The sequence below is a fragment of the Pedobacter sp. A2324 genome (genome assembly GCF_059693705.1).
Genome location: NZ_JCASSK010000002.1, coordinates 39,944 through 54,090 on the forward strand (window position 1 = coordinate 39,944; position 14,147 = coordinate 54,090).

The window sequence follows — 14,147 nt, forward strand, 5'->3', positions numbered from 1 at the left end:
GTTTTATTTCAACCTGTTAGGGTTATGAGGTTAGCTAATTCACTTTTATACCTTTAATATTGAGTTGCAAACGCTTTTTGTCTCTCCAAACATTTTCCTCTATTGTATAACAAACAGAAAACGGAACTTTTGGTTGCAGAAGATTTTGAAATTCGGCCAACCCAAATGCAATGCCCTCAAAAATAGGCGAATTTTGTTGTTTAATATTTATTTTTAAATGATTTGCGCCAACCGTCATTGCCGGCTTATCGAGGTACACCTGGTGGGTTACAAATACGGGTGCTAAATTTTCGGGACCGAACGGCCCCATTTGTGCCAGAATGCGATAGAACTTACCATTAATTTGAGATAATTCTATTTCTGCATCAATTTTAATCATTGGCGTTAGCTGCTCTGAAGTAATGCTGGCGGATACAATTTCTTCGAACTTATCGGCAAAGGCATCTACATTATGCTCCTGCATGGTTAGGCCTGCAGCAAACTTATGACCTCCATACTGGTCAAGCAGATGGGAACATCCGCTTAGCGCCTCGTAAAGATCGAAACCAATTACCGAGCGGCAAGAGCCCGCCACGTGTCCGTTGGATTTGGTGAGTACTATTGTTGGTCTGTAGTACGTTTCTGTTAATCTGGATGCCACAATACCGATGACACCCTTATGCCAGTTTTCATTAAAAACAACGGTAGTTTTTTTGTTTATGAGTATTTCACTATCACCGATCAACGCGAGTGCTTCACGGGTAATATCCTGATCGAAGGCTTTACGTTCGGTATTTTTGAGGTTAATGATTTCACTTTGTTCCAGGGCGTTTCCATCTTCCTGGCAAAGCAACATGGCTACAGCATGCTTGGCATGATCTATCCGCCCGGCTGCATTAATACGCGGGCCGAGGGTAAATACCACATCCATAATGGTGTAGTTTTCCTTTTTACCGGAAACTTCCATTAAAGCCCTTAGGCCCTCACAAGGGTTTGTATTGAGTTTTTTTAAACCGTAATAGGCAAGAATTCTGTTTTCGCCAACTATAGGAACAATATCGGCGGCAATACTGATCATGACAAGATCTAGGTATTGCAAAAAGTTTTCTTTAGGCAGGTGGTGTTTTTGCGAATAGGCTTGTGCAAGTTTGAATCCGATGCCACAGCCAGCTAATTCTTTAAAGGGATAATCACAATCTTCCCGTTTTGGATCCAGCACCGCAACCGCGGCAGGGATCTCGGCCCCAGGCAAGTGGTGATCACAAATGATAAAATCGATGCCCAACTGATTTGCATAGTCAATTTTGTCAACCGATTTGATTCCACAATCAAGGGCGATAATCAGCGTAAATCCATTTTGATGGGCGTAATCGATCCCAGCGGTTGAAATTCCATAACCTTCCAGATAACGGTCGGGAATGTAATATTCAATATTTTCGGTAAGCTGGGAGAAGAAACTAAAGGCCAGGGCAACCGAAGTTGTGCCATCTACATCATAATCGCCGTAGATCAATATTTTTTCATGACTGGCCAATGCATCATCGATTCTCTGGATGGCGACATCCATATCCTTCATCAAAAAAGGATTATGAAGGTGATTGAGATCCGGGCGGAAGAAATCTTTTGCCTCCTCAAAACTGCAGATATTCCGTTGCACCAATATCTGCGCAAGTGAACGGTCAATGTTGAGCGCTTCTGTAATTTTGGTTACCGTATCATCGTTACAAACTGATGCTTTTACCCATCTTTTTTCCATTTATTCTATCTCCGAAGAGTAAATATACATTTAAATTAAATATTGTTCCACCAATTTAAGTAGCTGCGAAAGTGAGGCGCTTTATTTCAGAATGTTAATTTATTTTTTATTTCCAGGATATTCCGCCAGGAGTTTAAGTAAACTGGCTTTTTGGGTTGCGTATTTCGGATCATCAAAAAGATTGACGCGTTCTGAGGGATCCCATGAAAGATTGAAGAGCTCCATTAGCGTCTGCTCTCCGTTTTTTGTAGAGCGGAGTTTCCAGTCGCCATCTTTAACCCCTTCGAGCACATAATTGTGGTAGTAAATGGGTCGGTGGGGTTTATTAAAATCTTTATCAGTAAGCAAATCTGCTATTGATTCTCCGTCGAGTGTTTGAACGGGCAGTCTGGAGCCTGTCCATTTTGCGAGTGTAGGCAAAACATCAAGGTTAGAGAAAGGTTTTGAGAATTGGTTATCTTTCAGGGTATGGCCCTTCCAGTAGATGATGAAGGGCACGCGGTGTCCGGCTTCATAGGAAATTCCTTTAGAGCCTTTAAAGAATCCAGCTGTACCCACATGATAAAATTTCGTGAAACCATCATCATACATGCGTTGTGGTGCGTTAATCCAGGGGCCGTTATCACTGGTAAAAATAAAAATGGTGTTATCGGCCTGGCCTGATGCGACGACCTGTTTCCAGATTTGTGCCAAACCTTCGTCCATATCTTCAATAACATCGCCAAGTTCACCTCCCGACGAGTGTTTTGTCCTGAACTTCTGCGCAGCGAAAGCAACAGGCAGATGAGGCATATTCTGGGCAAGGTATAGAAAGAATGGCTTTTTTGATTCAGTGCTTTTCTTTATAAATTTGATTGATTCCCGGGTGTATGAGGTGGTTAGTATACTGTCGTGGGGTTTGTATATTTCGGGTTTGGCATTTCTGAAGATCTTGATTACAGTATCTGTTTTAACATAAGGGTAGCGATAGTCGTGACTATACAGTGTTCCAAAAAACTCATCAAAACCTTTTTTATTTGGTAGTGAGGCGCCATGATCGCCCAGGTGCCATTTGCCGACTAAAGCAGTTTGATAACCGGATTCTTTTAACATTTGCGCAATAGTGACTTCATTTTCAGGAATTCCCCGCTTATCACCAGGGCCAATTGGTCTTGGTAAATCCATCCGGCTGCAGTACCTGCCTGTTAAAAGGGATGCTCTTGACGGTGTGCAGGTTGGCGATGTAGTAACGAAGTTTGTCGCCATGATTCCCTTCTCAGCCATGCTATCCAGGAAAGGTGTTTTGATTAAAGGATTTCCGTAACATGAAAGATCGCTGTAGCCCATATCATCGGCAAGGACAAGAATAACATTGGGTCGTTTTTGAGCAATGACAAAACTGATGAATAGCAGAGAGCATATAAGAAATGTAAAAATCCTTTTCATGCCACCAATTTAATCATCATAAACGATATTAAATAAGACATGACTGATTTTAACAAAACGATTAAATAAATAGATTGTTAACTTTGCAGTACATTAAAAACATCGATATTTTGCAAGTCCACACTCTTTTCGAAGGAACTTATTCGGTTAATGCAACAAAGAAATTTGTTCCATTTGATTCTGCCATACATAGTTTTAAAGACCGTCCTGGTTCTTTATTTATCAATGTTCAACCATTTTTGGTTGAGTTAAAAAATGATCTGGTTTTGTTTGACACGGGATTGGGTTTCAGTGATGACCACGGTGAACTGATTTTGCATAAAAACATCCGTAATGCAGGCTTCGACCCTATAGATATAACGAAGGTGCTGATGTCTCATTTGCATTATGATCACTCTGGTGGTATGATCCATAAGCTTGGGGATAAAACAGAATTGAGTTTTCCTGATGCAGAATATGTGATTAACCGTGGCGAATGGGAAACGGCTTTCAGTAGTACGTCCTCATCATATCACACTGATATTTTTGAATTTGTGCAGCGCAATGCACAATTGCATTTTGTAGAAGGCGACGGTTCACTGGATGAAACAATTTCTTTTGAATTTACGGGAGCGCACTGTCCGAATCACCAGGTTTTTCTGTTAACAGAAGGCAATCGGAAGGTGTTTTTTGGTGGTGATGTTTTGCCTGAGCCGGAAGAGCTGGTTAAAAATTTTATTGCAAAATATGATTTTGATGGACGCAAGGCGATGGAACTAAGGAAAGTGTTTGGCAAGCGCGCAGCGGAAGAGAACTGGGAATGTTTGTTTTACCATGGTAAAAGCGCCGCAACAGGTTTTGTAGACGAGGTTGAAGGTGGGTTTAAAATCAGATAGGATAGAGACCGGAGCTTAAATTATAAGCACAAAAAAAGCGCTCAATAAATTGAGCGCTTTTTGTTTTCCCATCAAGTGGAAATTATTTTTTTGCTACTAATTTTACGCCGATTTCAAAGTTATCGTCAATTGCTTTGTCGCCAATGCTATCGAAGAATGATTTTGAACCGTAACGGATATCATATTTAGTTCTGTCAACAGTGATTTTACCAGCTAAAGCTGAAACCGTACCATCTGTGTTAACTGTTACAGAAGCAGGGAAGCTTAATGGCTTAGTAATACCTTTAATTGTTAGGTTACCTGTTACAGTTAAGTTTGCATCTGAACCAGTAACTTTGGTAATTACGAATGTTGCGGTTGGGAATTTAGCTGTTCCAAAGAAATCGTCAGCTTTTAAGTGACCTTCTAATTTAGCGCTTCCATCAGCATCTTTGATAGAGTTCATATCAATAGTAAAAGTACCACCTGTTACTTTTTTACCATCAACATTTAATGTTCCTGATTGTAGAGAGATTGTTCCGTTGTGAGAACCTGTAACTTTCTTACCAATCCAGGTGATGGTTGATTTTGCTGCGTCAACAGTGTAAGTAACTGGTTTAATAGTTGTAAAAGCTGATAATGACACAACTGCAACTAATAAAAAGATTGAAGAGATTTTTAATTTCATTTTCTGGTTTTTAAATTATGATACAAATATATGATTAAGGCCGGGCCATTGTTATTGACCTATGTTAAGTTTTTTAAAAATAACCCGTTTTATTTAAATTCATGCTATTGACAGCAAAAATATGCTGAGGTTTAATGAGCGCTTTAAATCATTCAAATAAATTTTAGTCATGGCAAAGATTAGCTAATTTTAAGGCATGAATCACTACGCAAAATCAATCCGCCCGTTTATCGGCGCCAAGGACTTTGAAACATCCAGAAGTTTCTACCGGGACCTAGGTTTTGAAGAAACGACTTTAGGCACCACCATGTCGGTTTTTAAAAGCGGCGAAATGGCCTTTTATCTGCAAGATGCCTATGTGAAGGACTGGGTTGACAACACGATGATTTTTATGGAGGTGAATGACGTTAACCAGTTTTATGAAGCGCTCTCGGCACTTGGTTTGCCAGACCAATATGAAGGGGTAAAAATATCCCCAGTCAGAAAAGAGGACTGGGGAAGCGAATGTTTTTTACACGACCCATCAGGGATTTTGTGGCATTTTGGAACTTTCAGTTAATTAGTTAAAACTTAACGGAATTCAATTTCTTATCCACTAACAAACCATTAACGGCTTTAAGTTCAAAACTAAGTTTCTTCTTCGCTTTGAGCTTAATGATAAATAAATCTTTAGTTCCGTTAATGGTTTCTTTATTGCCAACATTTACAAACGTTGGGTAAAGCACTTTACTGCCATCGGTGTGTAGCCTGTCATAAGTTAGGTTTTCCATACCTTCGGTATTAACTGCTTTTACACTTTCAAACTCAAAATCCTGTGCATTGTAAGGGAGGCCAAAACTTAACGCATTAACTGAAGTTAAATTAATACCCTTCACTGTAATTTCAACCGGTTCGTCTTTTGCATAATTTCGTTTAGGGACACTAAGTTCAAGCTTACCTGCCACTGTTCCGGCGGTTAAATTTTTAATACCCCCGTCTAGCTGTGTGGCTACAACTGAAATATCGTAAGCATCAATAACCTCATTTTTATTGATGTCACCATTACTGATGTAGCCATCGAAATCGGCATCACCTTTTTTTAAACCGGTGTAATTGATGTATGAAGTTAAGTCGTTCTTGTCTATTAAGCGATCGTTGTTGATGTCTCCCGGTAAATAGCTTTCTGTACCCGGAACCTTAAAAACATACAACTCTCTACCCGAGCCAAAACCGCCCACACCTTCGGTAACTTCAATTTTAAGATACCGGGCCACAGGTTGACCATTAAAAATAAATGACTTCACATCGCCGTTATTTGACCATTCAAAAGTTCCGGCTGTAATCCAGTTTTCTTTATCGTTGCTATAATAAACCGTTCCTTTTAACAAAACACCATTGCCTCTGCCTGAGCGGGGTAAATAACTAAGTTTCTCCAGCTGATTAATCGATTTCAGGTCCACTATCATATCAAAGGGAACTGATTTGGTGCCCCACACTGTATGCCACAAATTACTTTCATCAAAGTCGAAAAGATTTTCAATGCCTTCGCTTTCCTGATTTTTTGCTGTAGTTTCGGCAACAATACCATGAATAGCGAACTGCAGGGGATTGGGCTTTGTTTTTGCATTTAATATTGCCCAGTCAGAATATCCGTCTTTATTTACCGACCGGATTTTGAAAGAATAGTCCGTTTCAGGATTCAGGCCATCAAACATTAATGTGGTATCCTTTATAGTACTATAGTTCATTCCACCGAAAGCAATCTCATAGTAATCGGCATTACTTACCGTTTTCCATTCTGGTTTTAAGGTATATGCCCCGTTATTTTTATCACTTACTTTTACATTTTGCGGCACGGACAAGCCGCCAGTTTTAACCTTTTGTTTATCTACCGGTGCGAATACAAATCCCTGAATCTCTACTGAAGTTGTATTAACAGTAATATCAACTGGGGCGAGTTTTACCAAAACCTGAGGGTTTTTAACGATTAGAACCTTCTCAAAGTCACTTCCCTTTGTAGCGAACTGATTAAAGTCGGGCGCAGGGTTATAATAGTAAACATTCTCCGCTTTTAAAAAATCGGCCAAAGTACTCACTTCTTTCAGTTTAATGTTTTGTTTCCGGACTGTTGCAGATACAGATTTCGGTTTTTCAGTTACATTAATCTTAAGTTCAGTTGATTTTTCTTTCGTAAACCCACTAAAATCTCCTGTCGTTGCAGCAATTTTAATTGTAGCTGTTTTATCACTTACGGCGGCTTCAATTAATGTTGATGTGCCTTTTCCCAATTTATATGCTTCAGTTACACCATCATCATCATATAGCGTAAATGAGCTTTTACCTGTCGGATAAAATTCAAACACCCGTAATTTCTTATCGATTTCGGAAACATTGTTATTGGCGTTCGTCATTGGAATTATTGCTCCGTTCTTCACAAACACGGGAAGTTTCCAAAGCGGTGTGTCGAAATTATTAATGATCCGGTTTCCTTCGTATTTATCGCCTGTAAAATAATCTATCCACGTCCCCTCAGGTAAATAAATCCCATCGCGGATATCATTGCCTTTATCATCTGTTTTCGTAGACTGGTAAATTGGCGCCACCAAAAAACACGGGCCATACAAGTATTGATATTGCGTTGCTTTGCCTTTAGTGTAATCGTTGGGATATTCCAGAAACATGGCCCTTACAATTGGCAAACCATTAACTGCTTGTTTCGCGATACTATAGGTGTATGGAATAAGCTGGGATTTTAGTTTCAAATAATTACGGTTAATGGACGTAGCTGATTCGCCCTGTGCTTGTGGATATTTTTCATTTGTACCCCATCCATCCATGTTCAGCTGCATTGGAGTAAAAGTTTTCCATTGGAAATCCCTGATGTTGACTACCGGATTTTTACCGCCAAAAATACCATCCATATCAGAGGTAATATTTGGCTGTCCAGATAAGCCTGAGCCAATATAGGTTGGAATATGGAAGCGGATGTATTCCCAAACGCCACCGGTTTGATCGCCGCTCCAAATGGTTGCATAGCGTTGAGTACCGGCCCAGCCATCAAGAGAAATGATGAATGGCCGACTGTTGCCGCCATAGGAAGAAGTGATTTTTGCAACATCAGCTACACCGTTTAAGCCAAATGAGTAACCCGCTCCGACCCAGGCCACATCCGTTTTAAGCACACGAACACCTGCATCTTTTACTTCTTTAATAATATCTCTTTGCAAAAGCGGACTAATACCGGCTTTTGGATGGAGGTCGGATTGTGTCCATAGGCCTATTTCTACGCCATTCTTTCTGGCATATTCGCCGAAACTTTTCAGATTCTGAATATTTCCTTCTAAAGTTCCGGTTTGTCCATAGCCTGCACCGTAACCATCATTAGGAAGTATCCAACCTAATGGCATGTCGTGTGCTTTATAACGGCCTATTACTGCGCGGGCAGAAAACTGATAGTTATTCTTTTCCCCGTTAAGCGATTCTTTAATCCCACCGTTATCTTTCTGACTCTCTTTGTATTTTTTACCGTCTTCAAAGCGTATACCTTTATCATCTTCTTTCCAGTAATCACGATTGTATGCATTTAAATGCCCCTGATAAAATCCAAATTTGGGTAACAAAGCCGGATTTCCTGTGAGCTGATAGAAATCGTTCAAAAGCGGAACTGCGCCATCGTTAACCATTACGAAAACATCAAGATAGTCTGTTTCGTGCGTTAATTTAACCACCCCCTTCTCTTTTGCCCCAAAGTCATATTTACCTTTTTTGAAGGTGTAGAACATCAAACCGTAGCCATTGGTAGACCAATAAAAGGGGTTTGGAGACGCTACTCCCCCATCCGTCCAGCTGTTTTGATTTTCAATGGCAATCGCCTTGCCTTTATGGGAAAAACGACCATTTTGCACCCCTCCACCATAAAAATATTCCCCGGTATTTTCTTTGAGGGTTAGCACTACATGGTTTCCTTCGATTGCGACAGGCTTTACCATTTCCAGAACCAACGTTTTCGATTTCTGATGAAATACTTTTAACAACGATGTATTTTTATCAAGCTGAATATTTATTTCGCTTGTCGAAATAAGCACAACATTCTTTTCTTCGCTTACAGTTAAATCCGAAACACTTTTTCTAGGGTTATCTACCAGAATCTTTGCTGCTGGTTTAGCCTGAGGATCGCGTAACATGCCTCCTGACTGATCCTGAAAAAGACGAAAAATATTACTGCCGTAGAAATCTAAAATTAATTTTTGACCATTATTAAGTGATACCCCGACAGTAGTGGAATTAATTTTCCTGACGTTTTGAGCATGAACATAATCGCTCAGAAAGAGGGATGTAAAAACAAGTAAAATCGAATACTTCAATTTGCGACTTGAAAACTGATTAGTCATTATTCAGGATTTTTTCGTGTTCAGAATAGTAAAAGTGTAAGAAAGACCTTTAAATGCGCTGATTTAAAAACTTATCTCACTTAGATAAAATTACTAAAAGCTTTTCCATCTCATCGCAGTAATGAGAATGATACGAAAACGTTTGCGTAGATTGCACGAAGACGCTGCGCATTCTTAAACCGGGTTGATCGTTACGGAAGTTTATGCCAAAAAAAATCTGCAAGCTTTATGAAATAAAATTCACAAAACTTGCAGATGACTTATTTTATCAGATTGCTTCGTCGGCTGAAAAAGCCGCCCCGCAATGACATTAAGATATATCTAAGGAACGATTTCCTCTAAATAACTTTCAACCGGTGGACAGGCACAGATTAATGAGCGATCTCCGTGACTATCGTTAACACGACCTACTGAAGGCCAGAACTTACGTTCCAGAACATATGGGAGTGGGAAAGCAGCAGTTTGACGGCTGTAAGCATGATCCCATTCGTTAGCAGTGATTACAGAAACGGTATGAGGCGCATTTTTAAGAGGGTTATCCACTTTATCTAAAGTACCGTTTTCCACTTCGCTAATTTCTTTTTTGATCGCGATTAATGCATCACAGAAACGATCAAGCTCATGTTTAGGCTCAGATTCAGTAGGCTCAACCATTAGCGTACCAGCAACCGGGAATGACACCGTTGGAGCATGGAAGCCATAATCCATTAAACGTTTTGCAATATCAGTTACTTCGATTCCAAAAGCTTTAAAAGAACGGCAATCTAAAATCATTTCGTGTGCACAACGGCCCTGGGCACCAGAGTAAAGTACAGGATAATGCTGCTCTAAACGGGCTTTCATATAGTTTGCATTCAGGATCGCATACTTTGTTGCATTGGTTAATCCTTCAGCACCCATCATTGCGATGTAAGCATGAGAAATGATCAGTATTGATGCTGAACCCCATGGTGCAGATGAAACTGCAGAAATTGATTTACCTTTTTCGATATCAACAACGGCATGACCAGGAAGATAAGGTACCAGGTGTTTCGCCACACCGATCGGGCCCATACCCGGACCACCACCACCGTGAGGGATACAGAAAGTTTTGTGCAGGTTTAAGTGGCAAACGTCTGCTCCGATATTAGCCGGACTTGTTAAACCAACCTGAGCGTTCATATTTGCACCATCCATGTAAACCTGTCCGCCATTGGCGTGAATAGTTTCGCATATTTCGATGATGCTTTCTTCAAATACACCGTGTGTAGATGGATAGGTTACCATCAAACATGACAGATTATCCTTATGTAATTCTGCTTTTGCTTTTAAATCTTCAACATCGATGTTACCATTTTCAAGAGATTTAACCACTACAATCTTCATATCGGCCATAGCTGCGGAAGCAGGGTTCGTACCATGTGCAGAAGCAGGGATTAGCGCTACATTACGGTGGTAGTCGCCCCTATCGTGGTGATAAGCACGGATAACCATTAAACCAGCATATTCACCCTGAGCACCGGCGTTAGGCTGTAAGCTCATGGCTGCAAAACCAGTAATTTCACTCAGCCATTGATCCAGCTCATTGAAAACAGAATAGTAACCCAATACCTGATCAGCAGGTGCAAACGGGTGAATGCGACCGAAGTGAGACCATGTAACCGGAATCATTTCTGCCGTTGCATTTAGTTTCATAGTACAGCTACCCAAAGCAATCATTGAATGGCAAAGTGATAAATCTTTTGCTTCCAATGATTTGATGTAACGCAACATTTCATGTTCAGAATGATGCGAATTGAAAATCGGGTGCGTTAAATACGCAGAACTGCGTTGTAGTGCCGATGGGATAACAGTTTCAACCTCTTCTACCACTTCCACCTGATCTCCTGCAATACCTTTTGCTCTGGCAAAGATTTTAGCTATTAAAGTGATATCTTCAAGAGTTGTAGTTTCATCAACCGAAATGCTTACGGTATTTGCAACGTAGTTCAAGTTGACTTCGTTATCCAGGCAGTATGCGTGAATCCCACCTTTTGAATCACCTAAATCAAAACGAATTGTATCGAAATAAGCTGAATTTAACTGCTCGTATCCCAGATTTTTTAAGGTTGAAGCTAAGCTTACAGCCAAACCATGTGTACGTTCTGCAATGGCTTTCAATCCTTTGGGACCGTGATAAGCTGCATAAAAGCCAGCCATAATGGCCAGTAAGGCCTGAGCGGTACAAATATTTGAAGTTGCTTTATCCCTGCGGATATGTTGCTCACGGGTTTGTAAAGCCATACGCAATGCGTAATCACCATGACTATCAATGGTTACGCCAATAATACGACCCGGGATTGAACGCTTGTATTCTTCTTTAGTAGCGAAGAAAGCCGCATGTGGGCCACCAAAGCCCATCGGAATACCGAAACGTTGTGTAGTACCTACAACGATATCCGCTCCCCATTCACCCGGAGGCGTTAATAGGGTCAAGCTTAAAATATCGGCAGCAACTGTTAATTTAATATTTTGATTGTGTAATTCTGAAGCAAAGTTCTTATAGTCAAATACTTCACCATTACCAGCAGGATACTGAACGATAGCTCCGAAGAAATCTTCGGTGGCAACGAAGTCTAAATGACTACCAATTACCAGTTCAATACCATAAGGATTAGCGCGGGTTTTTAAAATATCGGTGGTTTGAGCGAAAAGCAGTTCTGAAACGAAGAATTTTTTAGCAGCCTGGTTTTTGCGCGTACTGTATTGCATAAACATTGCCTCGGCAGCAGCTGTACCTTCATCTAAAAGTGATGCATTGGCAATTTCCATTCCGGTTAAGTCGATAACCATGGTCTGGAAATTCAACAGCGCCTGCAAGCGACCTTGAGCAATTTCTGCCTGATATGGTGTATATTGGGTATACCATCCCGGGTTTTCGAATACGTTACGTAAAATTACCCCTGGTGTGATGGTATCATAGTAACCCTGACCGATAAAGCTTTTGAAAACTTTATTTAGCAATGAAGTTTGTTTTAAAGCACCCAGATATTCAGTTTCTGATTTTGCTGCAGGCAGATTTAATGGCTGTTTTAATCTGATTGCCGGTGGAACTGTTTGTTCAATTAGCTCATCAATAGAATTTACGCCAACTGTTTGCAACATTTCAGCTGTATCAGCCTCATTAGGAGCAATATGACGATTTTGAAAATCCTCTTTGTAATGGATATTTAAGCTCATGCGGTATGAATAATAAATTTCGTGCAAATGTAGGAAAAACGAACAGGTATTTCGCTATAAACCAATGCAAAAAAGGTCTATTATCCGGATATTAAAAGCGACAAAATTGGTCGTTTTTAATGGCAGATAGCACACCTGTTGCGAGTACATTATGCTGGCATTTGTATTTATTCGGAACGCAGGGATTATTTAAAAATTAAAGTTTGCTGTTGATACCTCTAACAAATTTTATGTACAGAATTAAGCGGTAAGTGAGCGCCTAGGGCTGTACCTTCCAGCCCTCATCTTTACTTAATTTTAACTTATAAGTTTTGGTAATGAAGTTGCTGTTTTTATTCGCATCCTTATCGAAAGGTTCGAAATCGGTAGTGACCATTTTTAATGATACGGTAACTTTTGCCGTACTGGAGTTAACCTGCTCAAAATTTACCGGCTTCTCATCCGACAGTGCATATTCGAGTACTTTCACAGTTGCTTTATTTTTATCTTGTTTTAATACCAGGGGACTGGCTTTTTCTGTTAGTGTAATCTGATAAACGAAACTACTGTCTTTAGAAAGAAATTTCTTTTTTGCTTCTTTCAAATTTAAGGCAACCAGCCCTTTACTGGCGAGGGTTTTGTATTTACCAAGCTCGAACATATCGTTGGTACTGTTAAACTTAATTTCGCCGAAGTTGAAACGTGTCGTTTTATATTCAGGGTTTGCTTTCAGGTAATCAATAATCACTTCCCCTGCCTGATCCTGATTGATGGTGGTTTTAGTTTTGCATCCGGCGATGCCAATGATCAGAAGAGATAGGATATAAGTGGTGATTTTTTTCATGGCCATTGCGTTATATTTTAAAGGTATTTAATTTTAGTTTAAACCGCAAAGTAAGAAAAGTGTTTCGAAGTAATATTTTATTGCCGATCTTATAGTGCGACCAGTAGTTAAAAAACTAAGCTGGTCGTTTTAAAAATTTAAGGTTTGGCAGAACCATCGCAGATAAAATGACGCAAACACCTAGCCATCGGAGGATAGATACTTGTTCCTGCAGTACAAATCCTGCCATCATTACGGCAACAGGTAATTCGGCAGCACTTAATATGGAGCTTAATGCAGTTCCAATTCTAGGTACACCTTCGGCGTAAAACAATGGAGGAATAACGGTGCCGAAAACCGCGATGATCACCCCCCACTTTAACAGGGTTCCGCTAAGCGCTCCGTTAAAAATAAAAGCCGGAGGAAAAAGTACAAAAATTAAAATGCATGCTCCTGTGATCATGAGCGCAGCTTTCTGAAGTGGCGGGTATTCATTTCCAATCCGTCCGCTCAACATGAGAAAGCCTGCGTAGGAAACCGCAGCCAACAGGCCAAAACCAATTCCTTTCAGGTTCAAATCAGCTATATTAGATTCTGCCATTCCACTGGCCAGTACGGTTCCGGCTAAAACCAGAAAAACCGCAGCAAGCTGAAGTGCAGATGGTTTCTTTTTATAAATGATAAAATCCAATAAAATACTCATCCATATAAACTGCATCAATAAAATGATGGCAACTGAATTGGGTACCAGCTTTACACATTGGTAATAAAAAATACTGACCAAACCGGTGCAGGTTCCTGCCAGTATCATTTTCCAGTAAGGTGTGATGCGATAACGCTTTTTGTTTTTATATCCAGAAGTTGTGCGTTGGAAGAAAAATAAGATCCATAAAATTACTGCTCCAAAAAATGCTTGGGCACCCGTCACATCACCGAGCGTGTAGCCATCATGATAAGCCAGTTTAACAAAAGTAGACAGGATACCGAAGCTACAGGCACCGAAAAACACAAGGAGAATTCCTTTCAGCATACTATTTTTATCGATAACCGTATTATTGTTTAAAGTCTTTCAGCT

At 40.2% G+C, this 14,147-nt stretch carries 9 protein-coding genes; 2 read left to right on the forward strand and 7 right to left on the reverse strand.

Features of this window, described 5'->3' with window-relative positions; translation table 11 throughout:
• Window positions 1-34 precede the first annotated feature (34 nt).
• Together recJ and AC570I_RS05250 are read right to left on the reverse strand one after the other, a co-directional pair.
• Window positions 35-1,735, reverse strand: a complete 1,701-nt coding sequence (gene recJ, locus AC570I_RS05245; protein WP_497404663.1) for a single-stranded-DNA-specific exonuclease RecJ — start codon at window positions 1,733-1,735, stop codon at window positions 35-37.
• Window positions 1,736-1,834: 99 nt separating this feature from the next.
• On the reverse strand, window positions 1,835-3,160 hold the full coding sequence (locus AC570I_RS05250; protein ID WP_497404664.1) for a sulfatase-like hydrolase/transferase: 1,326 nt from the start codon (window positions 3,158-3,160) through the stop codon (window positions 1,835-1,837).
• An 83-nt stretch (window positions 3,161-3,243) separates the two neighbouring features.
• Here AC570I_RS05250 and AC570I_RS05255 point away from each other — a divergent pair, with 83 nt between their 5' ends.
• Window positions 3,244-4,035: an MBL fold metallo-hydrolase gene (locus AC570I_RS05255; protein ID WP_497404665.1), complete on the forward strand. Its 792-nt coding sequence runs from the start codon at window positions 3,244-3,246 to the stop codon at window positions 4,033-4,035.
• Between the two features lie 82 nt (window positions 4,036-4,117).
• On the opposite strand, the gene AC570I_RS05260 is transcribed toward AC570I_RS05255, so the two are convergent.
• Window positions 4,118-4,702: a YceI family protein gene (locus AC570I_RS05260; protein WP_047800289.1), complete on the reverse strand. Its 585-nt coding sequence runs from the start codon at window positions 4,700-4,702 to the stop codon at window positions 4,118-4,120.
• A gap of 196 nt (window positions 4,703-4,898) precedes the next feature.
• Here AC570I_RS05260 and AC570I_RS05265 point away from each other — a divergent pair, with 196 nt between their 5' ends.
• The gene (locus AC570I_RS05265) at window positions 4,899-5,261 is read left to right on the forward strand and encodes a VOC family protein (RefSeq protein ID WP_047800288.1); all 363 of its coding nucleotides are present in this window, start codon (window positions 4,899-4,901) and stop codon (window positions 5,259-5,261) included.
• Window positions 5,262-5,265: 4 nt separating this feature from the next.
• Here the strand turns inward: AC570I_RS05265 and AC570I_RS05270 are convergent, their stop codons facing one another.
• From AC570I_RS05270 to AC570I_RS05285, 4 genes are all read right to left on the reverse strand, one after another.
• Window positions 5,266-9,072 carry a TIM-barrel domain-containing protein gene (locus tag AC570I_RS05270; protein WP_497404666.1) on the reverse strand — a complete coding sequence of 1,269 codons (3,807 nt, stop codon included), beginning with the start codon at window positions 9,070-9,072 and terminating at the stop codon, window positions 5,266-5,268.
• 321 nt (window positions 9,073-9,393) lie between these two features.
• Entirely contained in the window at window positions 9,394-12,270 is a 2,877-nt protein-coding gene (gene gcvP, locus AC570I_RS05275) for an aminomethyl-transferring glycine dehydrogenase (RefSeq protein ID WP_497404667.1), read from the reverse strand.
• A gap of 259 nt (window positions 12,271-12,529) precedes the next feature.
• Window positions 12,530-13,093, reverse strand: coding sequence for a hypothetical protein (locus AC570I_RS05280; RefSeq protein ID WP_156166762.1), 564 nt, complete (start codon window positions 13,091-13,093; stop codon window positions 12,530-12,532).
• A 115-nt stretch (window positions 13,094-13,208) separates the two neighbouring features.
• Window positions 13,209-14,102, reverse strand: coding sequence for an EamA family transporter (locus AC570I_RS05285; RefSeq protein WP_497404668.1), 894 nt, complete (start codon window positions 14,100-14,102; stop codon window positions 13,209-13,211).
• Window positions 14,103-14,147: the final 45 nt, after the last annotated feature.

What these genes read in the sequence shown, in the direction of transcription:
- AC570I_RS05250 (WP_497404664.1), bottom strand. Translation starts at nt 3,160, where the DNA reads ATGAAAAGGATTTTTACATTTCTTATATGCTCTCTGCTATTCATCAGT.
- gcvP (WP_497404667.1), bottom strand. Translation starts at nt 12,270, where the DNA reads ATGAGCTTAAATATCCATTACAAAGAGGATTTTCAAAATCGTCATATT.
- AC570I_RS05270 (WP_497404666.1), bottom strand. Translation starts at nt 9,072, where the DNA reads ATGACTAATCAGTTTTCAAGTCGCAAATTGAAGTATTCGATTTTACTT.
- AC570I_RS05285 (WP_497404668.1), bottom strand. Translation starts at nt 14,102, where the DNA reads ATGCTGAAAGGAATTCTCCTTGTGTTTTTCGGTGCCTGTAGCTTCGGT.
- AC570I_RS05280 (WP_156166762.1), bottom strand. Translation starts at nt 13,093, where the DNA reads ATGAAAAAAATCACCACTTATATCCTATCTCTTCTGATCATTGGCATC.
- AC570I_RS05260 (WP_047800289.1), bottom strand. Translation starts at nt 4,702, where the DNA reads ATGAAATTAAAAATCTCTTCAATCTTTTTATTAGTTGCAGTTGTGTCA.
- recJ (WP_497404663.1), bottom strand. Translation starts at nt 1,735, where the DNA reads ATGGAAAAAAGATGGGTAAAAGCATCAGTTTGTAACGATGATACGGTA.
- AC570I_RS05265 (WP_047800288.1), top strand. Translation starts at nt 4,899, where the DNA reads ATGAATCACTACGCAAAATCAATCCGCCCGTTTATCGGCGCCAAGGAC.